This is a genomic window from Pseudomonas sp. A25(2017), from assembly GCF_002001065.1.
GTDB lineage: Bacteria > Pseudomonadota > Gammaproteobacteria > Pseudomonadales > Pseudomonadaceae > Aquipseudomonas > Aquipseudomonas kilonensis.
The window spans coordinates 47,644-70,252 of sequence record NZ_MUOA01000083.1 but is presented as its reverse complement, the minus strand read 5'-3'; the positions used below and the strand labels follow the sequence as shown (position 1 = coordinate 70,252).

The window sequence follows — 22,609 nt, the reverse complement described above, 5'->3', positions numbered from 1 at the left end:
CACTTGTGGCGAGGGGATTTATCCCCGCTGGGCTGCGAAGCAGCCCCAATCCAGGCAATCCGGTGTGCCAGGAAGATTGAGCCCACTGCTTTAGGGCTGCTGCGCAGCCCAGCGGGGATAAATCCCCTCGCCACAGGGGCTCGCATCACCAATAAAAAAGATCGCAGTTCCGGGCCATCTCAATTGAAATGGTCCGGAACTGCGATCTCTCCAAATTCCTGGTGGGTTTACCGGCGGCGCGGTTGGCGGCGGCGTTGCTCGTCATCGGTGCGGATCGGTACCGGTTGCATCGGTGGCTCGATCAGGCCAAGCGCGACACCCAGGTCGTGAAGCCAATTCTGGATTTTCTCTTTCATCGTGGTGCCCCCTCAGGGTGGTACGAGCGGCAAATTACTGTGGCCCCTTCGCACTGATAATAGTCCGATGTTCTACGCAATGCTCGTCTCAGTTTGCAATGATCTGTTACTGAATTGATCCAAATCCACCTCCCGGAGTTCAAGCCGATTGCGCCGTCGTCATGGGCGCTCGCGGCCAGGCCTGTTGTTGCAATTCGATCCAAGCGTTGAGGTTGGCCCCGACCATGCCTTTGCGCCACATCAGCCAGGTGGTGGCGCTGGCAAACGGCTCGGCCAGCGGATGCACCGTCACCCGCTCGCGGCCCGGCAGGCTGGCCAGCATCGACTCGGACATCAACGCCACCCCGGACCCGGCGATCACACACGCCAGCATCCCTTGGTAAGACTCGATTTCCATCGCCCGGCCCATGGTCGCGTGGTCATGGGCAAACCAGGCCTCCAAACGCATCCGGTATGAACAACCACGCCGGAACGTGAACACCGCGCGGCCCTGCACATCCAGCGCACTGCGTACCGGTGCATGATCGGCCTCGGTGATCAGCACCAACCGCTCGTCGCACAACGGCACGCCATCGAGCCCCGCCAGCTCCAGCGGGCCGTCCACCAACGCCGCGTCGAGCCGATTGGTGAGCAGGCCCTCAAACAATTCGCCGCTCGGCCCGGACTGCACTTGCAGGTTCACCGCCGGATACGCTCGGTGATAAGCCGCCAGCAGGTCCGGCAGATGCGTCGCTGCCGTGCTGTACATCGTGCCCAGCAGGAAGTCCCCGGCCGGCTGCCCGCCCTGCACGGCGGCATGGGCTTCGTCGTGCAAGGCGAAGAGCTTGGCCGTGTAGTCCAACAGGACTTTTCCTGCCGGTGATAACTGCAAACGCTGACGCTCACGCAAGAAAAGGTCCACGCCCAGTTGCTCTTCCAGCTGCTTAAGACGGGTCGACAAGTTCGACGGCACCCGGTGCAGGCGCTCGGCGGCCCGGGTGATGGAACCTTCCTCGGCCACGGCCTGGAAAATCCGCAATTGGCTGAACTCCATGACCTTCTCCAAAAAAGAACAAGTTACTCACTATTATTCATTTTTAATGAAAGTCAATCAGTCCTAGCCTGACGGTCATTCGCCCCGACACCCGGAGAACGACCATGTCACCTCTAATTCGCCTGCTCGGCAGTTTCATCGCGCTGATGATGGCCATGGGCATTGGCCGCTTCGCCCTTACACCGCAGTTACCTCATTTGATCGGCGAAGGTCAGCTCGACTTGACCGCCGCCGGTCTGATTGCCGCGGCCAACTACCTGGGCTATTTCCTCGGCGCGCTGGACGCCATGTTCGCCCGCCGTCCGGAACAGGTGCGGCGACGGTTGCTCGGCGGCCTGTGGCTGTGCGTGCTGCTGACCCTGGCGTCGTTCTGGGCCTGGGGTTTCTGGCCACACCTGGCATTGCGTTTTGGCACCGGCGTGGCGAGCGCCTGGGTGATGGTGATGATCACCGCCCTGAGCCAACCCTTGGCAGCGGCGGCGGGACGACCACGGCTCGGCGCATTGGTGTTTGCCGGCCCTGGATTGGGGATATTTCTGACAGGTTTGTTGGCGTTGGGCTCGAACCTGCTGGGCCAGACCTCTGCGACCCTGTGGCTGGTATATGCCGGTGTGGGGTTGGCGATGTTGCTGGTGATCTTGCCGATCCTGCCGCAACCCGCCGCAACCGCGACCGTTGCAGCAACGGCCACTCCCTCACCGAACCGTGGCATCGCTCGCCTCGGCGTGGTGTACACCCTGTACGGCCTGGGCTACATCATCCCGGCCACGTTCCTGTCGCAAATGGCCTCGGCGCAGTTCCACGGGCAATGGCTGGCCGAGCTGTTCTGGCCCTGCTTCGGCCTGGCCGCCGCCAGCGGCGTGTTGTTGGTCAGCCTGCGTCGACCCAACCCGAACACCACCGGTCGCTGGCTGATCGGTACGCTCTGGCTGCAAGCCGCCGGCGTATTTGCCTGCCTGCTGGGCAGCGGACCGGGCCTGGCATTGGGCGTAATTCTGTGTGGCACGCCGTTCCTGGCCTGCATGCAGCTGGTGATGCTGCGCTCCCGGGAACTGGCGCCCCACGCCACCCAGCGCAACGCTGGCCTGTTGACCGCCTGCTTTGCCGTGGGCCAGCTCAGCGGGCCACTGCTAGCGGCGCTGAGCAGCCATTTCAGCGGCGGCCTGCAACCGGCGCTGATCATCGCCGGCAGCGGTCTGCTGCTGGCCGGCGGCCTGTTGCTGCGGCCCGCCAGCCGGGGCGCGGCAAGGTCTTGCGCCCAGACCGCCCTGCGTTGATCAGGCCTGGCCGGCCGGGCTGAACGCTTTGTTCGACTGCGCGGTCGGCTCACGTCGCGCCAAGGCGAAATACAACACCCCGCCGAGGAAGCAACCGGTGAACCAGGCAAAGTTGGCCATCGGTTGCAGCAGCGGCGTGAAGGTGATCGCCACGCCCATCAGCGTTGCCGGGATCAGCGCCTTGACTGCGGTCCAGTTGATGCCACCGCTGTAGTAATAACGCCCGCTCGGCCCATCATTGAACAGCGCATCGACGTCGATCTGCTGTTTTTTGATCAGGTAGTAATCCACCAGCAGGATCCCGAACAGCGGGCCGATGAACGCCGCCAGCACATCCAGGGTGTAGTGGATCACTTCGGGGTTGTTGAACAGGTTCCACGGCGTAATGAAAATCGACGCCACCGCCGCGATCATGCCGCCGGCGCGCCAGCTGATCTTGCTGGGGGCGACGTTGGCGAAGTCGAAGGCTGGGGAAACGAAGTTGGCGACAATGTTGATGCCGATGGTGGCGGTCACAAAGGCAAAGGCGCCCAGCAAGACGGCCACACTGTTGTCGATGCGCGCCACTGTGGCGATCGGGTCATGGAGCATTTCGCCGAACACCGGCAAGGTCCCGGAAACAATCACCACGGTGACCAGGGAGAACGCCAGGAAATTCACCGGCAGCCCCCAGAAATTGCCTCGACGCACGTCAGACATGCTCCGGCAGTAACGGCTGAAATCGCCGAAGTTCAGGGTCGGACCGGAAAAGTACGACACCACCAACGCCGTCGCCACGATCACCTGGCCGAACGCCTGCCAACCGGACAGGGACTTTTCCGCCAGGGTGAAGCTGATGTTGCTCCAACCGGCCTTCCACACGATCCAACCAGCCAACAGGAACATCACCGCATACACCACCGGCCCGGCCCAATCGATGAAGCGACGGATCGATTCCATACCGGTCCAGAACACCAGCGCCTGGACGAACCACAAGCTGAGGAAACCGAACCAGCCCAGGTAGGACAAACCGGCAAAATGCGGCGTCGCGTAGGCTTCCATCGAAGGAAAAAACCGCAACACCACGATGATCAGCGCACTGGAGGCCAGGTACGTCTGAATGCCGTACCAGGCCACGGCGATCAAGCCACGGATGACTGCAGGAATATTCGCCCCGAACACGCCGAACGCCAGCCGACAGATCACCGGATACGGCACCGCCGCCTGCTGGCTCGGCCTGGCGACCAGGTTGGCGATCAACTGCACGATGCAGATCCCGCCGAGCAAGGCAATCAACACCTGCCAACTCGCCAACCCCAGCGCGAACAGGCTGGCGGCAAACACATAGCCGCCCACACTGTGCACATCGCTCATCCAGAACGCGAAGATGTTGTACCAATTCCATTTCTGCGGCAGCGGGCCCAAATCCTCGTTATAGAGGCGGGGGCTGTAGCCGTTGGGCAATTGCTCGGACATTGCGGGGCTCCTTTGAGGACCGCCGTGCCCCCGTATCGACCTGCTCACCATACTGCGCACGGGAGCCGGCATGGTTTGTATACGCGTTGCTACGCAGAATGCGTGCCATAGCGACGAAATGTGAGACAAACCGGGGTGTGCAGCGGCGGTTAAAGCCGGGCAAGCGCAGGCATGCGCCCACGAACAGGGCGTGGGTGCATGCTAAAGGTGCAGGGTTTTGTATACAGAGGAAAGTCGCAGCGCGCCGCTATGTGGGAGCAAAGCTTGCTCGCGAAACAGGCGCCTCGGTTTCAGAAAGACCGCATCGCCTTCATCGCGGGCAAGCCTTGCTCCCACAGCGGGCCTCCCTGGCCACATAAAACCCTTACTTGCCACAGATGCAGTGGCTCGTCTGAAGATCAGCTCAATTCAATGCGATCGGCATGAATGACAATCTGCCCATTCTTGTACAGCGCACCAATGGCTTTCTTGAAGTTGCCCTTGCTCACGCCAAACAGGCTGCTGATCAGCGCCGGGTCGCTCTTGTCGCTGACCGGCAAGGTGCCGTTGTTCTCACGCAACTTGGCGAGGATCTTCGCGTTAAGGCTGGTGGCGGCTTCCTGGCCCACCGGCTGCAGGCTCAGGCTGATCTTGCCGTCCGGGCGGATTTCCTTGATGAAGCCTTTTTCCTGTTTGCCGGCGCGCATGAACTTGAAGATTTCGTTCTTGTGGATCAAGCCCCAGTGCTTGTTATTGATGATCGCCTTGAAGCCCATGTCGGTGGCTTCGGCGACCAGCAAATCCACTTCCTGGCCCGGCGTATAGTTGGCCGGGGTCTTGTCCAGATAACGGTCCAGGCGCGCCGTGGCGGTGATGCGGCGGGTGTGCTTGTCGAGGTAGACATGCACCACGCAGTACTCGCCAGCGGTCATCTGGCGCTTTTCTTCGGAATACGGCAGCAACAGGTCCTTGGGCAGGCCCCAATTCAGGAACACGCCGATACTGTTGACTTCAACCACTTTCAGGCTGGCGAATTCACCCACCTGAACTTTCGGTTTTTCCGTGGTGGCGATCAGTTTGTCGTCGCTGTCCAGATAAATGAAAACATTGAGCCAGTCTTCATCTTCACTGGGAATATCCTTGGGAATATATCGATTGGGCAGCAGGATTTCGCCGTCCGCACCGCCATCCAGATATAAACCGAAGTTAGTGTGTTTAACCACTTGCAAACTGTTGTAGCGCCCGACTAAAGCCATTTCCAATACCCTCATTGCGTGGGCGGCATTCTACCCGGTTTTGCCGCGCGATTCGTGGTCGCAGGCAAGGTTTGCCAGCAAGGCCCTGCACAACCGTTGATTTTCCTGGGCTTACGCCACAGGCACGGCCATTCGTCAGGCGGGCGGCGCTGCGTATCGCTCGCCATCGGCGCCCTATTTCTCCCCCGGTTGTTATTTAAAACAGAGGCTTAGGGCAATAATTGCAGGAGAGTCGTCTATTACTCCCATCACGACAGCGATAATTCAGAAGGATATTTGCCAAGCAATTGTCAAGTATTTCCTGTACGATGCCTGGCCCAATTAATTATCTACAGGTTAATGGCCGTCATGCGCGTAAAAGCATCCAACAGCAAAGCAAAGCCAGCTCCAGCCGTTGAAACCAGCGAGTCGATCAACGACCAGATCGCTGCGTTCCTCAAGTCCGGCGGCGAGATCCAGCAAATTGCCAAAGGCGTCAGCGGCCAGACATTCGGCCCGTCCAAGCAGATCAGCCTGGGCAAGAAGTAACCTGCGCGTCACCTGGTCCCAAAGCGCTTTGAGCTTCGAAGCGCTTGGACTGGAACCCTCCCCGCCTTACCCATTTCCCATGAATCGACGAACGGCCCTCGCTGCCGAGCATTCGCCGGTATGCTTGCACCTCTCTAGTCCAAGCGTTTCAGCTTAGTTACCGATCCTGCTTCTCGCTTTTTATGGAGTGAAGCATGCGCGCCCCTATTGTTCTGTTGACGATCAGCCTACTGACCTGTTCCCTCGCCCATGGGCAGGTATTCCAACGCGAACTCGGCGACTTCGACCTCAAGCTTGGCACCACCCCCAGCCGCAGCATGGCCGAGGGCCTGGTCACGCCGTCGAGCACCGGTTCGTTTCATGGTGGCCTGGACCTGAGCCACGACAGCGGCTGGTACGTCGGCCAGTGGTCCCCCAGCGCCGGCCTGACATCATCCGCCGACCTTGAGGTCGATTCCTACATAGGCTTTAAACAGCCCTTCGACCAGACCCTGGGTTATGAAGTCGGCCTGATCCACTACAGCTACCCCACCGTCGATACCCTCGACAGCCAGGAGTTCTACGGCGGCCTGACCGTACTCGGCAGCCGTCTTGGCGCCGCCCTGAGCAACGACCCGGACAAACAGAACAGCACGCTGTTTGCCGACCTGGGTGGCAATGTGCCGTTCGGCATTGGCATCAGCGCCAAATACACCACCCACCGGCTTAATACACCGGTCTCGGTCGAGAACGGTTATGTCGGCAGTTTCAGCGACTGGTCATTGAAAATTTCCCGCCCCTGGATGGGCATCGACCTGGACCTGATCTACAGCGACTCAAGCCTCAGCGGCAGCAGTTGCTCGGCCTACTCCGGCCACAACAGCGAATGCGACAGCCTGCTGACCCTCAAGATGGCCCATCCTTTTTACTAAGCGTTACTTATTCGATCGGCTGAACTGCCGCGCACCTGCCATGCTCAAACAAAGCACCTACGCCTTTGCAAGGACTCGCTCATGCCGCGCTGGTTGACCCGCACCGCCATGTTCATCGCCCTGCTGCTGACACTCACCGCCTGCAGCCGTATAGGCCTGGCCTACCGCAACCTCGACCTGATCATCCCCTGGACCCTCAACGATTACCTGGAGATCAACGGCGAGAAAAAGGACTGGTTCAACGAACGCCTCGAGGAACACCTGAGCTGGCATTGCACCACCCAATTGCCCGGCTACCTCGACTGGCTGGATCGCCTCAAGACCATGGTGCAAACCGAGCAGGTAACCGACGAAGCCCTGCAGCAGCGTACCCGGGAAGCCAAGGCCGCCATCGCCGAAACCGCCCGGGCAATCACCCCTTCGGCCATCGAACTGCTGCAAGGCCTGAACGACGACCAAGTCGATGACATGGACGCCGCCTTCGTCAAGGACCAGCGCAAACGCCAGCAGCAATACCTCAAGCCGACGTCGCAGGAGCAGATCCAGCAACGCAGCGAACGCATGGTCAAACGCCTGAACGACTGGCTCGGCCCGCTCAACGACGCCCAGCGCCAACGGGTGATGGCCTGGTCCACCGCCCTCGGCGACCAGAACCAGCAATGGATCGCCAACCGCGCCCACTGGCAAAACCAGTTCAGCGAAGCCGTAGCCCAACGCCACAGCCCCGACTTTCCCAAACGCATCGAGCAACTGCTGGTCAATCGCGAAAGCCTCTGGACCCCTGCCTACCGCGAGGCCTTCAGCAAAACCGAAGCCCAGGCCCGCAGCCTGCTGGTGGACCTGATGGCCCAAAGCACCCCGCCCCAGCGCGAACGGCTGCTGAAGAAAATCGACGGGGTGAAGAAGGATTTCACTGACTTGAAGTGCCTGAAAGCCACACGCTCCTAAAACCACTGAGATCCCATGTGAGAGCGAGCTTGTGTGGGAGCAAGGCTTGCCCGCGATAGCATCACCTCGGTCCATCTGATAGACCGTGTTGCCTGCATCGCGGGCAAGCCTTGCTCCCACACAAGCCCAGCTCCCATGGGATTCAGTGCAGGCCTGTCAGGCAATCTGCGGCTTCGAAGCCAACTCATCAAACGTAGACTCATCCAGTGCATCTTCCTGATCATCCAGCACCTGGCGCGGGTGATCGTTACCCGGAATGCTGCTGTCGATCAGGCTCAACAACCGCGAGCCCCGCGGCGTCAGCACAAAATTCCCGCCGTTACCGCCCTCTTCCTCCGGCCGAGGCTCAATATAGCCACGCATGAGCAGCAACTTTTCGTACTCCCCGGCAACCGTTTTCAGATGATCGAGGCTCTCGATCGCCTCGCCTTCAGCCGCCTTCGCCGCCGCGTACTGCTCCGCATAAGGCCGAGGGGTAAAGCTGTGACCGGCGCCGTTCTGCACTTCGTGCAACAACCGTTCGATCAAGTCCCAGTTATAAGTCGTCATCCTGGTCCATCCTCCAAAGAGTGAGATGCCTACTTAGGTTGTGACCGAGGCGCCGCGCCGCCGTTCAGCCGGGTTTCCAGGCGGTCTCTGCCTTGAGCCGACCAACGGCCTGTCGAAATGCTCCGAGGCCAAACGACCAACTGTTGAAGGCCGATTTCGCGGCTCTGACCACAGGAGAAATCACCATGAACGTAGAGAATCATCCAGTCGTCTCGCGGGAAGAATGGCTCGCCGCCCGCCGCCAACACCTGGCCCACGAAAAAGCCTTCACCCGCGAACGAGACAAACTCAGCGCCGAACGTCGCGCGCTGCCCTGGGTAAAAATCGAAAAACCCTACCGCTTCCGAGGCCCCCACGGCGAACTGAGCCTGGCCGACCTGTTCGGCAGCCGCAGCCAACTGATCATCTACCACTTCATGTTCGCCGAAGGCTGGAAAGAAGGCTGCCCAGGGTGCTCATTCCTGTCCGACCACATCGACGGCGCCAACCAACACCTGGCCCACCACGACGTCGCCATCGTGGCCGTCTCCCACGCGCCCTTCGCCGAATTCCAACCCTTCAAACGCCGCATGGGCTGGGCCTTCGACTGGGTCTCATCCGAAGGCTGCGACTTCAACTACGACTTCGGCGTCAGCTTCAAAGCCGAAGACACCGCCACCGGAAAAGCCACCTACAACTACGAAAAAACCGACACCACCGAAGGCGAACTCCCCGGCCTGAGCGTCTTCTATCGCAACGAAGCCGGCGACATCTTCCACACCTATTCCACCTACGCCCGCGGCCTCGACATCCTGGTCGGCACCTACAACTACCTCGACCTGACGCCCAAGGGCCGCAACGAAGACGAAATCATGGACTGGGTGCGGCACCACGATAAATACGAAGAGGCCAAGCCCCACGGCTGCTGCCACAGCTGATGCGCCACCCCGCCCAAGTCGAGCGTGATCCCCGTGGCGAGGGAGCTTGCTCCCGCTCGACTGCGCAGCAGTCGCTTGCTTTGCCTGAGCCTAAGCCTAAGCCGACAATTACCAGGTCAAACGTCCTACATGAAGCTCGGAAAGCGGTGTCTTGTGGCTCAAGAGCGGATCGCCCTATAGTCCCTCGTCGCCCAAAAAGGCGACCGGGTTTGGCGACCCGATCTACAGAGAGACTCATCAACTTTCGAGGCTCTGCTTATGACCAGATACATGCCTATCACCGGAATCGACTGCATCCCGGCCACCCTGCTCATCGACACCGAAGCCCCGCTCGATGTCCTTTTCGAAACAGCTGATTACCGCATTCGAACCGTAACCCAACTGCTGGAAAACATCGCATTCCGTTCGGATATCAGCTCCGATACGTTGGTGCTTTCTGACTTCTGCAAGATGCTGACGATAGGGTTGCGCGATGGGTGTGATGTGATGGACGTGATTGGGAGACGGTTGCGGACGCAGGCAGCGGAATAATGAAAACGGGCGACCTTTGGGTCGCCGTTTTCACATGCGTGGAGAGCACAAAATGATTGAGACCTTCACAGAGTTTGACCCCGCAGAATATCTCAGCACATCAGAGGCCATTGCAGAGTTCATGAGAGATACCCGGGAAACCGGCGATACAAGCTATATCGACAAAGCGATGGAAGTAGTCGCACGCGCCAAGGGGAGGACCGAATTGTCCAGGGAATGAATCATGCGAAAGCGAGCTTTCCTACCTGCAACAAATCAACATGCTGGCGAGCAACCCACAGATCGTAAAGCGGCAACAATCCAGGTTTCTATCTATTCTCGTTTCGCCCTTTGCAGCTGCGGCCGGGTCCGCCACCCATAAAAAAACCGGACCCAAGGTCCGGTTTTTTTATTGAAAGAGCGTTGCTCCTGTTTCAGACAGCAGGGCGGTCCGCGTTTGCGCCCCCCTGCTCAAGGTGTTTGGCTGCTACTTGCCCGTATTCTCAACCACGTCCTGATTCTGAAAGCCCAAAGCATATTTCCGGGCCCGCTCAACCATGGTGTGAGGATCCGGCAAGCCTACGGTTTCTGGGTTCCTGAAGCCGGTAGGCTCAACGAAGTTCGGCGTATGAGGTTTGACCTTGGGTGGTTTGATCGCATCAAACAGGAAACTGAAGCCTTGTTTCAATTGGCTCTGGGCAATGCCGTGACACCCCATGCAACCGCCCATGGTCAGGCTTTGCGTGCCATGGTCATAATCCGGCACCCTGATGTTCTTAAAGTCACGGGTATTGGTCAGGACGCTGTCCTCTGGAATGGGGAAAGAATTGCTTCCGCGAAACAGCTGGATCCCCGGCTGGCTGCTTTCGACCATGATATTGGCCAGGTAGTAATCCGGATCTGTTTGTTCGCTCGAAGGGATGGCCTGCACCCCTTTAAGCCGGTAATGCTTCCAGACTGAATGGGTGAACTCGCTGCTCCCCTCCATCAGCGCCTGGACCTGTTTGTTGACCGCCGCGACTTCGTTAAAGACGGTTAGCGGTTGCACTACAGTGATCGGACCGGCCTGCCCCTTGGGTATCCCCTTGGTACCGGAGTAGATTCGTGGGTTAACGCTCGACGCCACGAAATCGGTCTTGGGCAGGACAACCTTATGGATTGCGTTGCCGTCGGAGAACTTAGCGACCGGTGGACCATCAGGCTTCAATGCGGAAATGGTGGGGTAATCAATCCTATTGTAGTTGGCGATGTAGTAGAGACCCGTCGAGTTGCCGTCAGGTAATGTGAGGGCATCTTCGTGCTCGAACGTGGCAAAGATGAAGGTCGGGTAATTCGCCGTCTTATGGATGATGTGCAACGCAACCAATGCGTAGTCTTCGTTGTGAGCCGTCGGATTAGCATCGGTGCCTTGGTAGGTCACCACCGTTGCCGTATGGTAGCGCCCGCGATTCTCTACTGGGATGTCTGCCAGCTTGCGCCATGCCGCCTTGACCTCCACCGCGCCGTCGGGCAAGACGATATTGGTTTCGGGATAGCTCGTCAGCTTCTGAGCATACTCATAGATGACCGGATTCGCCTTCGCCTCAAACAATATCTGGCTGTCCTTTGAAGGCGCGTAGTCCCCGGTTGGGTCTTCTGTTGTCTTCGCTGCATGTGGAGGATTAACCGGGAAAAATATGGCGTTCTGACCGATTTGGGTCGCCTCGTCCAGATTGTTGTAATGAGCATAGGTAGCGCCCGACGCCAAAGGTGCCCCCTGGGGAAACTCGATGTAACTGTATTGCGGGTCAGAACCAAACGGACGCGTAGGGCCGCCTGCTCCGTTTCTGTTCATTCCTGGAAACAACTCAGTACGGTGCGCGAAGGTTTGCCATAACAAGGGACTGGGAGACTTCGGCACCTTGCCCGAATCGGCAAAGCTGCTGGCGGGGTTGCCGACGCCGCGGTTAGCGGGCAATGGTGCCGCAGCCGTATTGTTGAGTGCGAAAAAGCTGCGCCAGGCGAAGGTTGCATAGTCGGTATGGCTAAGGCCCGTCGGCAGATCCACAGGCAGTTGCGGGTCACGCGCGGTTAGATCGCTTGTAGTAATGGCATAGGAAACCCCCAACCCCGAGGGGTAGGCAGAGCGCCCGGAATAAGCGTAATAAGGCGCCCATTTAAGTCCAGCGGTTGAACCGGTTGGGCCGATTGAATCGGCTGAATAATAAGTATTGGGGCCACTGCTGATGAACAAGCGCTCATTGACCATCGTTGCACTGTTCAGGGGGCTCTTGTCAGGTATCCCCGTCAGCCCCTGCTTCGCGCCCCAGTTACCACCCCGGTCATAAGTACGCTCGAACAGGCCGCCGTTAAAAAAAGTGTAATAGACCCTCAAATCACCGTTATAGACGACAGGTACCAGATTCACGATCGTCTCGGGGCCTTCTTGGAATGCGGTTTTTTCCGGGCTCCATTTATCGCCATCATAGGTCACGTAATAAACAGCCTTACCCCTGTTTTCGTTATACAAGATGAACAACTGACCGTTATAGACGACAGGCTTGTTACTTGCGGCCGTATGGACGGTCGGAACAGGGCTGACATTAGGCGGCCAGCCGTTTCCATCCCGAGAGCTGATAGTATTTAAGCGACCTTGCACATCAGCAAAGGTCAGTACCAGTTCTTGCTTGAATACGGTTGCCGAGACATCAGTCAAGATGCTGCCCACCGGGATGAATTTTGGTGCGGACCAGCTTTTCCCCTCTACTGAGGAGGAATAATAGATTTTTTTCTGATCATCTCTACTGGTCCAGAACATATAGACCTGGCCCTTGAACGACTGCACCACCGGAACAGTGTATGTGGACTTGAATGGCACAGTGCTCGTCGAAGAAGGCTTGCCGCCTGAGGCGGCTGGATTGTCAAAGACATCGACGACAATCCCCCCACCTTGTAATAGCGGCGTGGCGGTAATCAGCCGCTCCGCATAGGCCGATGAGAGCGCAAATAGACCACACAGACACAACATCAACCGACCGAGTATCGTTCTAAGGCTCATAGGTTTCATTCCTTGAGTGAGTGACTACCTCAGGTCATACGTATGCCTGGATAGTTATTCCATTTGCTAAAGCATGATCTGCACCGACAGCGAAGTGTCCAAACGCATCCTCCATGGTAGTCGACTGTTTAATATCGGCTAGGAGAACGCCGAAAAAGACCTCTAGCGGTGGCGACTCAAGGTGAACTTTCCAGCCAACCCGGGCCTCAACCCATTACCTGCCCAACAAGGAATATGAGGCCCTGCCATGAAAACCCTCTTGAAACTCACCCTTGCAGCCACCCTCACTTGTGCCCTACCCGCCTGGGCCACTTGCACGCCAGAGCAAGCGACCGCCAAGCGCGAACAATTGGCAAATGAAGTGACCAAGCTCACCGAACAGAACCCGACCAAGGCCAAGGAAATGAACGACAAGTTGCAGGCCATGGACCTGGAGACTGCCAGTAAGGATGTGCCGGATAAGTGCCAGCTGATTGATAAGCGCCTGGAAGAATTGAAGAGCGCAGAAAAGAAAGCTGGGTGATTAGCCACAGCCGAGCCCAGCCCAGCCCGCTTTTGTGGCGAGGGGATTTGTGGGAGCAAGGCTTGCCCGCGATGAAGGCGATGCGGTCTTTCAGAAATCGAGGCGTCTGTATCGCGAGCAAGCTTTGCTCCCACAAATCCCCCTCGCCACAGGGGCCCTGCCCTGGACTTGAGTTTGAGTACTCCCCCATAAAAAAACCGGACCCAAGGTCCGGTTCTTTTTATCAAGCGCTAACGCGGTTTCACTCAGCCGCCGGCGCCTCTGGCTTGCGGCGCTTGAGCGGGGCCATGCCGTCCTTGCTGACCAGCGACGGGGCGTCGGTCTTCGGGCGGTTGGCGGTCTTGCGTTTGGTCGGGGCCTTGGCGCCGGTTTTCTTCTTGTCGCCCTTGGCGTCGACCTTTTTCTTCTTCACACCAACGGCTTTGCCCGAGGCCTTGACCTTCTTCGGTCCGCCGTAGGTGCCTTTGACTTCCTTGATGGTGCGGCGCTCGAAGCTCTGCTTGAGGTAGCGCTCGACGCTCGACATCAGGTTCCAGTCGCCGTGGCAGATCAGCGAGATCGCCAGGCCGTCGTTGCCGGCACGGCCGGTACGGCCGATGCGGTGCACGTATTCGTCGCCGCTGCGGGGCATGTCGAAGTTGATGACCATGTCCAGGCCTTCCACGTCCAGGCCGCGAGCGGCGACGTCGGTGGCGACGAGGATCTTCACGCCGCCCTGCTTGAGGCGGTCGATGGCCAGCTTGCGGTCCTTCTGGTCTTTCTCGCCGTGCAGTACGAACGCCTTGTATTCCTGGGCCACCAGGCGGCCGTAGATGCGGTCGGCCATGGCCCGGGTGTTGGTGAAGACGATGGCTTTTTCGTAGGTCTCGTTGGCCAGCAACCAGTTGACGATCTGCTCTTTGTGCTGGTTGTGGTCAGCGGTGATGATCTGCTGGCGGGTGGTGGAGTTCAGTTGGCTGACCGCGTTGAGCTGCAAGTGCTCAGGGTTGTTCAGCACCTTGGCGATCATCTCGCGCAAGCCCGAGCCGCCGGTGGTGGCGGAGAACAGCATGGTCTGCTGGCGATTGACGCATTCATCCACCAGGCGCTGCACGTCTTCGGCAAAGCCCATGTCCAGCATGCGGTCGGCTTCGTCCAGCACCAGCACTTCGACTTCCTTGAGGTCGAGGTTGCCGGCGTTCAACTGCTCGATCATCCGCCCTGGGGTGCCGATCAGGATGTCCGGCACCTTGCGCAGCATGGCGGCCTGGACCTTGAAGTCTTCGCCGCCGGTGATCAGGCCGGACTTGATGAAGGTGAACTGCGAGAAGCGCTCCACTTCCTTCAAGGTCTGCTGGGCCAGTTCACGGGTCGGCAACAGGATCAGGGTCTTGATGCTGACGCGGACCTTGGCTGGGCCGATCAGGCGGTTGAGGATCGGCAGCACGAACGCGGCGGTCTTGCCGCTGCCGGTTTGCGCCGTCACCCGCAGGTCACGCCCCTGGAGCGCGAGCGGAATAGCCGCTGCCTGCACCGGCGTTGGCTCGACAAATTTAAGCTCGGCCACGGCTTTGAGCAGGCGTTCGTGCAGGGCGAATTGGGAAAACACGGGTGCTACCTCGAAGAAATGCAAAAAAACAGCTGCATAGGGTAACGGTTTCGAGCGCGAAGGCCGAGTTTCTTTATACAAACGGCGGTAAATCAGTGCATTTTTATCAGCCGTTACTGCATCAACGGTCACTTGACCGGGCTTAAATGCTCTAATCGCACCGTCGCGTCTTTATAGAAGAACCGTTTCGTCCATGGACATCAAACAACTCTGGGTCAACATCCAAGACCTCTGGGGTGCCCTTGACCAGCACCCGATCCTGCATTCCGGCATCGCCCTGATGTTGCTGCTGGTCATCGCATTGGTACTCGGGCGCGTGGCGCGTTACCTGATTTTGCACGCCGCCAAGTTGCTGGGGCGCCAACCGGCCTTGAACTGGGTCAACGACCTGCGCCAGAACAAGGTCTTTCATCGCCTGGCGCAGATGACGCCGTCGCTGATCATCCAGTTCGGCCTGCACCTGGTGCCGGAACTGAGCAAGACCAGCATGATTTTCCTGGGCAATGTCGCCCTGGCGTTCACCATCCTGTTCATGGTGCTGAGCCTCAGTGCCCTGCTCAGCACCATGCTGGACGTGTACGCCCGCACCGAACATGCGCGGACCCGCTCGATCAAAGGCTACGTGCAACTGACGAAGATGGTGCTGTATGTGTTTGGCGCGATCATCATCGTTGCCACCCTGATCGACCGCTCGCCCCTGTTACTGCTGTCGGGCCTGGGTGCGATGTCGGCGGTGATCCTGTTGGTCTACAAGGACACCCTGCTGTCGTTCGTCGCCAGCGTGCAACTGACCAGCAACGACATGCTGCGGGTCGGCGACTGGATCGAGATGCCCCAGGTCGGCGCCGACGGTGACGTGGTGGACATCACGCTGCACACGGTCAAGGTGCAGAACTTCGACAAGACCATCGTCTCGATCCCCACCTGGCGCCTGATGTCCGAGTCGTTCAAGAACTGGCGCGGCATGCAGCAGTCCGGCGGGCGAAGGATCAAGCGCAGCCTGTTCATCGACGCCAGCGGCGTGCGTTTCCTGCATGACGAGGAAGAACAGCGCCTGACCCAGGTACGCCTGCTGACCGACTACATCGGCCGCAAGCAGGCCGAACTCAAGGCCTGGAACGAGGCCCAGGGCAACGTCGCGGCGATGTCGGCCAACCGTCGGCGGATGACCAACCTGGGGACCTTCCGCGCCTATGCACTGGCGTATTTGAAAAGCCACCCGGAGATCCAGCCGAACATGACCTGCATGGTCCGGCAGATGCAAACCACCGCCCAGGGCATCCCGCTGGAAATCTACTGCTTCACCCGCACCACCGCGTGGGCGGACTACGAGCGCATCCAGGGGGATATTTTCGATTACCTGCTGGCGGTGATGCCGGAGTTCGGGCTGAACCTGTACCAGCAGCCAAGCGGCACGGACCTGCGCTCGGGGCTGCTGCCGGCGGTGCTGGGGGCGAGCCACCTGCCGGAGCCGCAGAAGCAGGTGGTCTGACCCTCACAACAAATCCCCCTGTGGGAGCGGGCTTGCTCGCGAAGGCAGAGTATCAGTCGATATTTAATTGACTGACCCACCGCTTTCGCGAGCAAGCCCGCTCCCACAAGGGTTTTCAGTGTGCAGGCAGCGGATGGCGTACCCCCAACCGACTGATCCAAACCGCCGCCAATATCACCGACCCACCCAGCAGCAACCGCCCCAGTGCCTCGTGCTGGTTCCAGATCAGCAGGTTCACCAGCAGCCCCACCGGCACATGCAGGTTGTTCATCACCGCCAGCGTCCCGCCGTTGACCAGGCACGCGCCTTTGTTCCACCAGTACAATCCCAGGGCGGTGGAGACCAGGCCGAGGAACACCAGCACGCCCCATTGCAGCGGCGCTTCAGGCCAGAAGTTGGCCTTGCCGAACAGCAGGAAAGCCGGCAACGCCACCATCAGCGCACCAAGATAGAAATAACCGAAACGCCGGTAATGCGGCAGGTCGCTCGGGTGGCGGGCCACCAGGTGTTTGTACAGCACCTGCCCGGCCGCATAGGTGAAGTTGGCCAGTTGCAGCAGCAAGAAGCCCATGAAGAAATCCGGGTTGATCCGGTCGTAGCGAATCACCGCCGCGCCGGCCACGGCCACCAGCGCCGCGATCAGCGCCCAGGGATTGAAGCGACGGTTCAGCGCGTCTTCGATCAAGGTCACGTGCAAGGGGGTAAGGATGGTGAAAAGCAGCACCTCGGGCACCGTCAATACCCGAAAACTCAGGTACAGGCAGACGTAGGTCACGCCAAACTGCAAGGCACCGATCAATAACATGCCGCGCATGAACGCCGGCTCCACCTGGCGCCAGCGCGTCAGCGGGATGAACACCAACCCGGCCAGCAACACCCGCACCAGCACCGCGAAATAACTGTCCACATGCCCGGCCAGGTACTCGCCGATCAGGCTGAAGGAAAACGCCTGGATCAATGTCACAAACAGTAGATAGCCCATACCGCCCCTCGTTTCGAATGGCGGCGAAGATAGCGGTTTTTGGTGGTTGTCGCGAATATCTGGATAGCCGTAAGCGCTGGGGATGTCAGTGAGCATGAAATTGAGATATAGAGGATGGCTGGCCGAAGCTGGGCACAAGAATGGCAATCCGTAAATGATCAAAGAGGTAATCAATCGTAATGGCGGTATCAAAGCAAGGTAAGGGCTGTTTAAAACGGGTCTCCGTAGGTGTACTGGCCACCCTCCTGTCGGTCGGCATCACCCATAGTTACGCAGAGAACAAGGAAGCCAAAGGAATGCAGAATATTCAGTTTCAAAAAGTTATTGACCTCAGTCATATCATTAGCCCGAACATCCCTCTCTGGCCTAACGATCCTCCGGTGACATTCGACGTAGTGGCGTCGCAGGAAAAAGACGGTTATTACTTACGGCGCTTCAGCATCGGTGAACACAGTGGAACCCATATGAACGCGCCGAATAGCTTCCATCCCAATGCCATCGGGATTGACGCCTATAAGCCGGAATCCCTAGTGCGTCCTGCCGTAGTGGTTGATATACGAAATCAGGCTCGGGACAATCCCGATTATGTCATTGACATCAAAGACATAGAAAAATGGGAACACGCTCATGGACGCATCGATCAAGGCTCTGTTGTATTATTTTACACAGGCTGGCAAGCCCTATGGGATGATCCAAAGCGGTTCATCAATGAAGATGAGAAAGGCCCACACTTTCCCGGTATAGGGGCAGCAACAACCAAGTTCCTGCTTGAAGAACGCCATGTTGCAGGAGTCGGCATCGATACGCACGGTGCCGATCCAGGCCAAGATACGGTTTATGCCACCAACAGCCAGATCCTGGCGAAGGATGGCATTGTTTTGGAGTGCCTGAACAATCTCGATCAGCTACCCGCGAAGGGCACCACTCTGGTTATCGGCGTGCTCCGATTGAAAGAGGGGTCAGGCTCGCCTGTTTCTGTGATGGCATTTATACCCTGAGTCCCACTTCAACTCGAAATCAAGTCCACTACCGGAATGCTAGCTCGATGCTCATACCGGTAGTTGGTCGCACGCCGAAGCACCCGAGTCAAAGCCTGAAAGTTCGCCGGTTTGGTTAATATGTCATCCGCGCCAGCCGCCCTGAAACGTTCTATCTCGCTCGAGAAGGCGCTCGCCGTAAAAGCAACGATGTAGCACCCTTCCCCTTGTGGTAATTCGCGAATTTTACGGATGGCCTCCAGCCCATCCATAACCGGCATGTTGATATCCATCAGAATGACCCCAGGGATCGAAGTCATACACCGATTGATCGCCTGCAAGCCATTCGCAGCAAGATCGGGGTTATACCCCAGCTCCTGTAACATCGCCTTGGCGACTTTCTGATTCACGAGATGATTCTCCACTATCAGAATCTCGTGGGGGTAGATTTTGGCAAAAGACGAGTCGAAATCAAGGTCGATATGATTGCCATCAGCGGGTACTTCTGATGCTGAAAAAAGCGCTACGGGAAGCGAGAAAGAGAATGTCGATCCAACACCAGGCTGACTAGTGAAGGATAAAGTCCCTCGCTGCGCCTCAACTAGGTTTTTGCATATTGAAAGACCTAGCCCACTCCCGGTAAATCGTTGACCGGCCGGCCCTTTAAGCTGGACAAAGGGCTTGAACAGACTCTCCTGCAGCTCCATGGGAATGCCGATGCCTGTATCGTGTATAGAAAAATCGAATTGAACTTTAGGGCCGTAACCGCGGATCATGATTATGAGCGATATTTTCCCTGCCTCGGTGAATTTTACCGCATTACCCAATAGATTCATCAATATCTGACGGAGGCAATCGATATCGGCCTTAATCAACGCGGGCACATCCGGCGAAACTATTACTTCAAATTCTATCGGTTTGCCCTGAGCATTTTGACGAACCATTTCAATAATGGATGAAACCAATGCTCTCACGTCAAAAACACTAGGTTTCAATTCAAGCCTTCCTGCTTCAATCTTTGCAAGATCAAGGATATTATCAATAAGAGACAGCAAGGTTCTTCCGCTATTATGAATTGTTTCAACTAGATGACTTTGTTCGAAATTCAGAGCGGACCGAGACAACAATTCGGTCGCACCGATGACGCCATACATGGGTGTGCGGATTTCATGACTCATGGTGGCCAAAAATCTGGTTTTTGAACGATCAGCCTCCTCGGCTGAATTCTTTGCTCGATTCAAGACCTGCTCATTGACTTCTAACTGCTGAAGATGAACACGCATGCGTAACAAATCGACTACAAACAAAAGGCTAAAAGCTAGAAACACCAGAATAGCAAGAATAATATGATGTAAAGAGTCCTCATTAAGTTTCTGATAGTAATCTTCTAACGTAATTTCCGCCCCTGCCACATATACCGTACCGTCTTTTGATTTTAATGGAACAAAAACGGCGCGAAAATTCCCCCAATGATCCGAATAGTCGATCCAGGTGGGCTCGCTACGTTCAAAACTGTCGAGCAAAGCCTGGCTGGCATCCGGATAAGGATCGAAGAAGCGTACAAAACTCTTATCTTGGATTTCTTGCTTCGATGCGCTGGAACTGACCAGATAAGCTTTTCCATCACGCTTGATGACGCTGTAGACAAAGGCCGTCCCCATTGACTCATTGAAATTGGAGAGTTTTTGGATGGCATCCAAATCTTGCGTTTGTGATTTGGATTGTTTGTCGACTAGATTGTCATGGTAGCGGTCGCCGAGGATGGCTGAAGTGCCTAGAGCGGCATGAAGTAATTTGTTATTTATATTGTCAGTGAGGATCCCCTGAGTCTCTATGTAGAGGTAGTAGATATAACCACTAACACCGACAATATAAACCAAGAGCAAAACCCATGTTTTCCGTTTGAGTTTAAACATATCACAGCCTCCGTACTGTAATTTCAAGCATAGATTGTAGACGAGAAGAAAACCATAGCTTTATTCTCGCCCCACAAGTGACCATCGCCGTTTTTATTGACCATACGGCCAGTTTTTTCTTTTCACTGCTTATGCCAGTGCGTGAGTTTCTGTGTCAGAACGCGTTCAGGTGAGCACTTTTTTTCGGTCAAAAAAAAGCCCGATCTCGCTAAAGCGTTCAATCGGGCTGATGCACTCAGGAGCAATAAGTGCAAAGGGAGGTTCGATGCGCAAAACGGTTTGAAGGGAAGCGCCAAGCCACTAGACCACTTGGCGATTACCTGAGGATTAACGGATCAGGCGACCTGGGACAGTTTGGCGTTGGCCTGATTCAGGCCCTTCTCCTGGAAGTCGCCGCCCAGGTTCATGCCCTCGGCATGGATGAAGGTCACGTCGTGGATCCCGATGAAGCCCATGACCTGGCGCAAGTAGGGTTCTTGATGGTCAGAGCTGCCGCCGGCATGAATGCCGCCACGGGCGGTCAGCACGAAAGCGCGCTTGTCGGCCAGCAGGCCTTGAGGGCCGGTGGGGGTGTATTTGAACGTCACGCCGGCACGCAGCACATGGTCGAGCCACGCTTTCAGGGTGCTGGGGATGGCGAAGTTGTACATCGGCGCTGCCATCACCAGCACGTCAGCGGCAAGCAGCTCATCGGTCAGTTGGTTGGAGCGCTCCAGCGAGGCGTTTTCAACGTCGCTGCGCTGCTCGGCCGGCTTCATCCAGCCACCCAGCAGATTGGCATCCAGGTGCGGCACCGGGTTGATGGCCAGGTCGCGAACGCTGATTTCGTCGGCCGGGTGCGCCGCTTTCCACTGGCTGATGAAGGTCTGGGTCAGTTGACGGGACACCGAGTCTTGCTGGCGGGCACTGCTTTCGATGATCAGAACGCGGGACATGGCTTGTAGGCTCCATCTGAGAATGTTGTCAGTCGATGGAGTGAAGGTTAAACGCGAGCATATCGATGAAAAAGCGCAAATAACTGCTGTAAAGCATCGATAAATTCGTTTATAAGCGGAGCAAGCAATATTGCCTGCCCCGCTGCCGGGCTATTTCGGCTGACAGGTCAGCTTGATGCGCAGCTTGATGATGTTGCGGTTGAACTTGGCCGTGGCGTTCTTGAACTTGCCGGCGGCGACTTCGAGCTTGCGGGTGCGCGGTGCCTCGGGGCCATTACTGAAGACCACGGTGCAGGCCGCGTCAGTGCTGCCGTAGTTGTTGACCTGGATGGAACCGATGTCGGCATCGGTGTCATAGGCGTTGTAGTCGATGCTCAGGCCGTTGAGGTGTTTTTCCACATCGATCGGGTAGGCAAACGCAGTCAGTGGCAGCAAGGCCAGCACCACACAACAGATTTTCTTCATTCGGCAGTCTCCACCAAGGGACTGCCAGCTTAGGACAAGAGGAGCCCGATATGAAAGCGCCCCGCGTGACCCTTGATCAATGGCGCACCTTGCAGGCCGTGGTCGACCACGGCGGCTTCGCCCAGGCCGCTGAAGTGCTGCATCGCTCCCAGTCGTCAGTGAGCTACACCGTGGCCCGCATGCAGGATCAGCTCGGCGTGCCGTTGCTGCGCATCGATGGGCGCAAGGCCGTGTTGACCGAAGCCGGCGGTGTGCTGCTGCGCCGCTCGCGACAACTGGTGAAACAGGCCAGCCAATTGGAAGACCTGGCCCACCACATGGAGCAAGGCTGGGAAGCGGAAGTGCGCCTGGTGGTCGACGCGGCCTACCCCAACGCCCGCCTCGTTCGCGCCTTGACGGCGTTCATGCCACAAAGCCGTGGCTGCCGAGTGCGGCTGCGCGAAGAAGTGTTGTCGGGTGTCGAAGAAGTGCTGCTCGAAGGCGTGGCCGACCTGGCCATCAGCAGCTTCAGCATTCCTGGCTATCTGGGAGCCGAATTGAGCGACGTTGAATTCGTCGCGGTGGCCCATCCCGAACACGCCCTGCATCGCCTCAACCGCGAGCTGACGTTCCAGGATCTGGAAAGCCAATTGCAAGTGGTGATCCGCGACTCCGGACGCCAGCAACCTCGCGACGTGGGTTGGCTCGGTGCCGAGCAGCGCTGGACCGTCGGCAGCCTGGCCACCGCCGCGACTTTCGTGGGCAGCGGCCTGGGCTTCGCCTGGCTGCCCCGGCACATGATTGAGCGGGAACTCAAGGAAGGCACGCTTAAACAGCTACCCTTGGATCAGGGCGGCAGCCGCAACCCAAGCTTCTATCTGTATTCGAACAAGGAAAAACCCCTTGGCCCGGCCACGCAGATCCTGATCGAATTGCTGCGCACCTTCGACACCGCGCCACTGGATGCGCCGTTCGCCGCCCCAGAACAAGCCTGAC

22 protein-coding genes are annotated in these 22,609 nt (G+C 57.7%); 11 read left to right on the top strand and 11 right to left on the bottom strand.

Going from position 1 to position 22,609, the window contains the following annotated elements; translation table 11 throughout:
- Nucleotides 1-227: 227 nt before the first annotated feature.
- Together B0E42_RS31560 and B0E42_RS21955 are read right to left on the bottom strand one after the other, a co-directional pair.
- On the bottom strand, nt 228-356 hold the full coding sequence (locus B0E42_RS31560) for a PA1414 family protein (RefSeq protein ID WP_003198971.1): 129 nt from the start codon (nt 354-356) through the stop codon (nt 228-230).
- A gap of 139 nt (nt 357-495) precedes the next feature.
- Complete coding sequence (locus tag B0E42_RS21955) at nt 496-1,389, bottom strand: LysR family transcriptional regulator (protein WP_024619787.1); 894 nt, start codon at nt 1,387-1,389, stop codon at nt 496-498.
- Between the two features lie 104 nt (nt 1,390-1,493).
- On the opposite strand from B0E42_RS21955, the gene B0E42_RS21950 reads away from it, so the two are divergent.
- Nucleotides 1,494-2,666 (top strand): MFS transporter, encoded by a 1,173-nt coding sequence (locus B0E42_RS21950; protein WP_077507371.1) that lies wholly within the window; start codon nt 1,494-1,496, stop codon nt 2,664-2,666.
- Here the strand turns inward: B0E42_RS21950 and B0E42_RS21945 are convergent, their stop codons facing one another.
- Complete coding sequence (locus B0E42_RS21945) at nt 2,667-4,121, bottom strand: NCS1 family nucleobase:cation symporter-1 (protein WP_053178467.1); 1,455 nt, start codon at nt 4,119-4,121, stop codon at nt 2,667-2,669.
- A gap of 398 nt (nt 4,122-4,519) precedes the next feature.
- A complete protein-coding gene (locus tag B0E42_RS21935) occupies nt 4,520-5,356 on the bottom strand; it encodes a S1 RNA-binding domain-containing protein (protein ID WP_077507365.1) in 837 nt (278 codons plus the stop codon).
- Between the two features lie 339 nt (nt 5,357-5,695).
- Here B0E42_RS21935 and B0E42_RS21930 point away from each other — a divergent pair, with 339 nt between their 5' ends.
- The 3 genes from B0E42_RS21930 to B0E42_RS21920 all read left to right on the top strand — a co-directional run bounded on the left by B0E42_RS21930 (nt 5,696) and on the right by B0E42_RS21920 (nt 7,743).
- The gene (locus B0E42_RS21930; RefSeq protein ID WP_018607615.1) at nt 5,696-5,884 is read left to right on the top strand and encodes a hypothetical protein; all 189 of its coding nucleotides are present in this window, start codon (nt 5,696-5,698) and stop codon (nt 5,882-5,884) included.
- Between the two features lie 194 nt (nt 5,885-6,078).
- Nucleotides 6,079-6,795 carry a TorF family putative porin gene (locus B0E42_RS21925; protein ID WP_077507362.1) on the top strand — a complete coding sequence of 239 codons (717 nt, stop codon included), beginning with the start codon at nt 6,079-6,081 and terminating at the stop codon, nt 6,793-6,795.
- An 81-nt stretch (nt 6,796-6,876) separates the two neighbouring features.
- A complete protein-coding gene (locus tag B0E42_RS21920) occupies nt 6,877-7,743 on the top strand; it encodes a DUF6279 family lipoprotein (RefSeq protein ID WP_018607610.1) in 867 nt (288 codons plus the stop codon).
- Nucleotides 7,744-7,899: 156 nt separating this feature from the next.
- Here the strand turns inward: B0E42_RS21920 and B0E42_RS21915 are convergent, their stop codons facing one another.
- Complete coding sequence (locus tag B0E42_RS21915) at nt 7,900-8,292, bottom strand: transcriptional regulator (protein ID WP_077507359.1); 393 nt, start codon at nt 8,290-8,292, stop codon at nt 7,900-7,902.
- A gap of 185 nt (nt 8,293-8,477) precedes the next feature.
- Here B0E42_RS21915 and B0E42_RS21910 point away from each other — a divergent pair, with 185 nt between their 5' ends.
- The 3 genes from B0E42_RS21910 (at nt 8,478) to B0E42_RS21900 (ending at nt 9,960) form a co-directional block, all read left to right on the top strand.
- On the top strand, nt 8,478-9,209 hold the full coding sequence (locus B0E42_RS21910) for a thioredoxin family protein (protein ID WP_077507357.1): 732 nt from the start codon (nt 8,478-8,480) through the stop codon (nt 9,207-9,209).
- Nucleotides 9,210-9,467: 258 nt separating this feature from the next.
- Nucleotides 9,468-9,740, top strand: coding sequence for a hypothetical protein (locus B0E42_RS21905; protein WP_077507354.1), 273 nt, complete (start codon nt 9,468-9,470; stop codon nt 9,738-9,740).
- A gap of 52 nt (nt 9,741-9,792) precedes the next feature.
- Nucleotides 9,793-9,960 carry a hypothetical protein gene (locus B0E42_RS21900; protein WP_174599587.1) on the top strand — a complete coding sequence of 56 codons (168 nt, stop codon included), beginning with the start codon at nt 9,793-9,795 and terminating at the stop codon, nt 9,958-9,960.
- A gap of 246 nt (nt 9,961-10,206) precedes the next feature.
- Here the strand turns inward: B0E42_RS21900 and B0E42_RS21895 are convergent, their stop codons facing one another.
- Nucleotides 10,207-12,756, bottom strand: a complete 2,550-nt coding sequence (locus tag B0E42_RS21895) for a hypothetical protein (protein WP_077507351.1) — start codon at nt 12,754-12,756, stop codon at nt 10,207-10,209.
- Nucleotides 12,757-13,003: 247 nt separating this feature from the next.
- Here B0E42_RS21895 and B0E42_RS21890 point away from each other — a divergent pair, with 247 nt between their 5' ends.
- Nucleotides 13,004-13,279, top strand: coding sequence for a hypothetical protein (locus B0E42_RS21890; RefSeq protein WP_077507348.1), 276 nt, complete (start codon nt 13,004-13,006; stop codon nt 13,277-13,279).
- Nucleotides 13,280-13,520: 241 nt separating this feature from the next.
- Here B0E42_RS21890 and B0E42_RS21885 read toward each other — a convergent pair whose 3' ends face one another.
- Nucleotides 13,521-14,867 carry a DEAD/DEAH box helicase gene (locus B0E42_RS21885; protein ID WP_053120166.1) on the bottom strand — a complete coding sequence of 449 codons (1,347 nt, stop codon included), beginning with the start codon at nt 14,865-14,867 and terminating at the stop codon, nt 13,521-13,523.
- A 193-nt stretch (nt 14,868-15,060) separates the two neighbouring features.
- Between B0E42_RS21885 and B0E42_RS21880 the strand changes: the two genes are divergently transcribed.
- Complete coding sequence (locus B0E42_RS21880; RefSeq protein WP_053178459.1) at nt 15,061-16,359, top strand: mechanosensitive ion channel family protein; 1,299 nt, start codon at nt 15,061-15,063, stop codon at nt 16,357-16,359.
- Nucleotides 16,360-16,474: 115 nt separating this feature from the next.
- On the opposite strand, the gene B0E42_RS21875 is transcribed toward B0E42_RS21880, so the two are convergent.
- On the bottom strand, nt 16,475-17,341 hold the full coding sequence (locus tag B0E42_RS21875; RefSeq protein ID WP_077507346.1) for a carboxylate/amino acid/amine transporter: 867 nt from the start codon (nt 17,339-17,341) through the stop codon (nt 16,475-16,477).
- Nucleotides 17,342-17,520: 179 nt separating this feature from the next.
- Here B0E42_RS21875 and B0E42_RS21870 point away from each other — a divergent pair, with 179 nt between their 5' ends.
- A complete protein-coding gene (locus tag B0E42_RS21870; protein ID WP_077507343.1) occupies nt 17,521-18,339 on the top strand; it encodes a cyclase family protein in 819 nt (272 codons plus the stop codon).
- Nucleotides 18,340-18,347: 8 nt separating this feature from the next.
- Here the strand turns inward: B0E42_RS21870 and B0E42_RS21865 are convergent, their stop codons facing one another.
- The 3 genes from B0E42_RS21865 to B0E42_RS21855 form a co-directional block, all read right to left on the bottom strand.
- Nucleotides 18,348-20,234, bottom strand: coding sequence for an ATP-binding protein (locus tag B0E42_RS21865; protein ID WP_077507340.1), 1,887 nt, complete (start codon nt 20,232-20,234; stop codon nt 18,348-18,350).
- A gap of 335 nt (nt 20,235-20,569) precedes the next feature.
- A complete protein-coding gene (locus tag B0E42_RS21860) occupies nt 20,570-21,169 on the bottom strand; it encodes an FMN-dependent NADH-azoreductase (protein ID WP_077507337.1) in 600 nt (199 codons plus the stop codon).
- A gap of 150 nt (nt 21,170-21,319) precedes the next feature.
- Nucleotides 21,320-21,634 (bottom strand): hypothetical protein, encoded by a 315-nt coding sequence (locus B0E42_RS21855; RefSeq protein ID WP_018607591.1) that lies wholly within the window; start codon nt 21,632-21,634, stop codon nt 21,320-21,322.
- 50 nt (nt 21,635-21,684) lie between these two features.
- Here B0E42_RS21855 and B0E42_RS21850 point away from each other — a divergent pair, with 50 nt between their 5' ends.
- The gene (locus B0E42_RS21850) at nt 21,685-22,608 is read left to right on the top strand and encodes a LysR family transcriptional regulator (protein WP_003198924.1); all 924 of its coding nucleotides are present in this window, start codon (nt 21,685-21,687) and stop codon (nt 22,606-22,608) included.
- Nucleotide 22,609 lies beyond the last annotated feature (1 nt).

Bases quoted from the DNA above. Each gene is read 5' to 3' on its own strand.
- B0E42_RS21870 (WP_077507343.1), top strand. From the start codon at position 17,521: ATGGCGGTATCAAAGCAAGGTAAGGGCTGTTTAAAACGGGTCTCCGTA.
- B0E42_RS21895 (WP_077507351.1), bottom strand. From the start codon at position 12,756: ATGAGCCTTAGAACGATACTCGGTCGGTTGATGTTGTGTCTGTGTGGT.
- B0E42_RS21920 (WP_018607610.1), top strand. From the start codon at position 6,877: ATGCCGCGCTGGTTGACCCGCACCGCCATGTTCATCGCCCTGCTGCTG.
- B0E42_RS21855 (WP_018607591.1), bottom strand. From the start codon at position 21,634: ATGAAGAAAATCTGTTGTGTGGTGCTGGCCTTGCTGCCACTGACTGCG.
- B0E42_RS21865 (WP_077507340.1), bottom strand. From the start codon at position 20,234: ATGTTTAAACTCAAACGGAAAACATGGGTTTTGCTCTTGGTTTATATT.
- B0E42_RS21925 (WP_077507362.1), top strand. From the start codon at position 6,079: ATGCGCGCCCCTATTGTTCTGTTGACGATCAGCCTACTGACCTGTTCC.
- B0E42_RS21950 (WP_077507371.1), top strand. From the start codon at position 1,494: ATGTCACCTCTAATTCGCCTGCTCGGCAGTTTCATCGCGCTGATGATG.
- B0E42_RS21860 (WP_077507337.1), bottom strand. From the start codon at position 21,169: ATGTCCCGCGTTCTGATCATCGAAAGCAGTGCCCGCCAGCAAGACTCG.
- B0E42_RS21945 (WP_053178467.1), bottom strand. From the start codon at position 4,121: ATGTCCGAGCAATTGCCCAACGGCTACAGCCCCCGCCTCTATAACGAG.
- B0E42_RS21900 (WP_174599587.1), top strand. From the start codon at position 9,793: ATGATTGAGACCTTCACAGAGTTTGACCCCGCAGAATATCTCAGCACA.
- B0E42_RS21890 (WP_077507348.1), top strand. From the start codon at position 13,004: ATGAAAACCCTCTTGAAACTCACCCTTGCAGCCACCCTCACTTGTGCC.
- B0E42_RS21930 (WP_018607615.1), top strand. From the start codon at position 5,696: ATGGCCGTCATGCGCGTAAAAGCATCCAACAGCAAAGCAAAGCCAGCT.
- B0E42_RS21850 (WP_003198924.1), top strand. From the start codon at position 21,685: ATGAAAGCGCCCCGCGTGACCCTTGATCAATGGCGCACCTTGCAGGCC.
- B0E42_RS21905 (WP_077507354.1), top strand. From the start codon at position 9,468: ATGACCAGATACATGCCTATCACCGGAATCGACTGCATCCCGGCCACC.
- B0E42_RS21875 (WP_077507346.1), bottom strand. From the start codon at position 17,341: ATGGGCTATCTACTGTTTGTGACATTGATCCAGGCGTTTTCCTTCAGC.
- B0E42_RS21935 (WP_077507365.1), bottom strand. From the start codon at position 5,356: ATGGCTTTAGTCGGGCGCTACAACAGTTTGCAAGTGGTTAAACACACT.
- B0E42_RS21880 (WP_053178459.1), top strand. From the start codon at position 15,061: ATGGACATCAAACAACTCTGGGTCAACATCCAAGACCTCTGGGGTGCC.
- B0E42_RS21910 (WP_077507357.1), top strand. From the start codon at position 8,478: ATGAACGTAGAGAATCATCCAGTCGTCTCGCGGGAAGAATGGCTCGCC.
- B0E42_RS21955 (WP_024619787.1), bottom strand. From the start codon at position 1,389: ATGGAGTTCAGCCAATTGCGGATTTTCCAGGCCGTGGCCGAGGAAGGT.
- B0E42_RS31560 (WP_003198971.1), bottom strand. From the start codon at position 356: ATGAAAGAGAAAATCCAGAATTGGCTTCACGACCTGGGTGTCGCGCTT.
- B0E42_RS21915 (WP_077507359.1), bottom strand. From the start codon at position 8,292: ATGACGACTTATAACTGGGACTTGATCGAACGGTTGTTGCACGAAGTG.